At 50.6% G+C, this 1,677-nt stretch carries 2 tRNA genes and 2 rRNA genes; all 4 read left to right on the top strand.

Going from position 1 to position 1,677, the window contains the following annotated elements:
• Positions 1–71: ribosomal RNA gene (locus JOC34_RS21585) — 16S ribosomal RNA — on the top strand; the annotation flags it as partial.
• A gap of 108 nt (positions 72–179) precedes the next feature.
• Positions 180–256, top strand: a tRNA-Ile gene (locus JOC34_RS21580).
• A gap of 17 nt (positions 257–273) precedes the next feature.
• Positions 274–346 (top strand) — tRNA-Ala (locus JOC34_RS21575).
• A 114-nt stretch (positions 347–460) separates the two neighbouring features.
• Positions 461–1,677 (top strand): 23S ribosomal RNA (locus tag JOC34_RS21570); the annotation flags it as partial.

Below are 1,677 nucleotides of genomic sequence, written 5' to 3'. Positions count from 1 at the left end.
TGGGGCCAATGATTGGGGTGAAGTCGTAACAAGGTAGCCGTATCGGAAGGTGCGGCTGGATCACCTCCTTTCTAAGGATAGAAACGGAACGCTAGACAGTTACTTCGGTAACTGTCTGGTAAGGACATACTTGGTTGTTTGGTTCAGTTTTGAGGGAGTAAATTCTCTTTATAATAGATGGGCCTGTAGCTCAGTTGGTTAGAGCGCACGCCTGATAAGCGTGAGGTCGGTGGTTCGAGTCCACCCAGGCCCACCATCTTACTTCTATAATCCGGGGCCTTAGCTCAGCTGGGAGAGCGCCTGCCTTGCACGCAGGAGGTCAGCGGTTCGATCCCGCTAGGCTCCATTTTGTACCTTGAAAACTAAATAAGAGTAATTCAACGACATCTAATAACAAACCGCGGAAGCGTTTTTTGACGTGGAAGCAAGATAAATCGTAAGTTCTTAACACTAACAATTTAGTTAAGTGAATAAGGGCGCACGGTGGATGCCTTGGCACTAGGAGCCGATGAAGGACGGGACTAACACCGATATGTCTCGGGGAGTCGTAAGTAGACTGTGATCCGAGAATTTCCGAATGGGGGAACCCACTGTTCGTAATGGAGCAGGACATGTATCTGAATACATAGGATACATGAGGCAGACCCGGGGAACTGAAACATCTCAGTACCCGGAGGAAGAGAAAGCAAATGCGATATCCCAAGTAGCGGCGAGCGAAACGGACATAGCCCAAACCAGAAAGCTTGCTTTCTGGGGTTGTAGGACACACCTTTGGAGTTACAAAGAAATGCATTAGACGAATCGATCTGGAAAGGTCAGCCACAGCGGGTAACAGCCCTGTAGTCGAAAGTGCGTTTCCTCCGGTGTGTATCCTGAGTACGGCGGAACACGAGAAATTCCGTCGGAATCCGGGAGGACCATCTCCCAAGGCTAAATACTCCCTAGTGACCGATAGTGAACCAGTACCGTGAGGGAAAGGTGAAAAGCACCCCGGAAGGGGAGTGAAATAGATCCTGAAACCGTGCGCTTACAAGTAGTCGGAGCCCGTTAATGGGTGACGGCGTACCTTTTGTAGAATGGACCGGCGAGTTACGATCGTATGCAAGGTTAAGTGGAAGACACGGAGCCGAAGCGAAAGCGAGTCTGAATAGGGCGAGTTTAGTATGCGGTCGTAGACCCGAAACCGTGTGATCTACCCATGTCCAGGGTGAAGGTCAGGTAACACTGACTGGAGGCCCGAACCCACGTATGTTGAAAAATGCGGGGATGAGGTGTGGGTAGGGGTGAAATGCCAATCGAACACGGAGATAGCTGGTTCTCTCCGAAATAGCTTTAGGGCTAGCCTCAAGGAACGAGTACTGGAGGTAGAGCACTGATTGGACGAGGGGCCCTCACCGGGTTACCGAATTCAGTCAAACTCCGAATGCCAGCTACTTTGCCTTGGGAGTCAGACTATGGGTGATAAGGTTCATAGTCGAGAGGGAAACAGCCCAGACCGCCAGCTAAGGTCCCAAAGTATACGTTAAGTGGAAAAGGATGTGGCGTTGCCCAGACAACCAGGATGTTGGCTTAGAAGCAGCCATCATTTAAAGAGTGCGTAATAGCTCACTGGTCGAGTGACACTGCGCCGAAAATGTACCGGGGCTAAACGTATCACCGAAGCTGCGGATTGTTCCG

This window comes from Virgibacillus halotolerans (assembly GCF_016908515.1).
Taxonomy (GTDB): Bacteria; Bacillota; Bacilli; order Bacillales; family Amphibacillaceae; genus Virgibacillus_M; species Virgibacillus_M halotolerans.
This window is presented reverse-complemented; position numbering and strand designations above follow the sequence as displayed.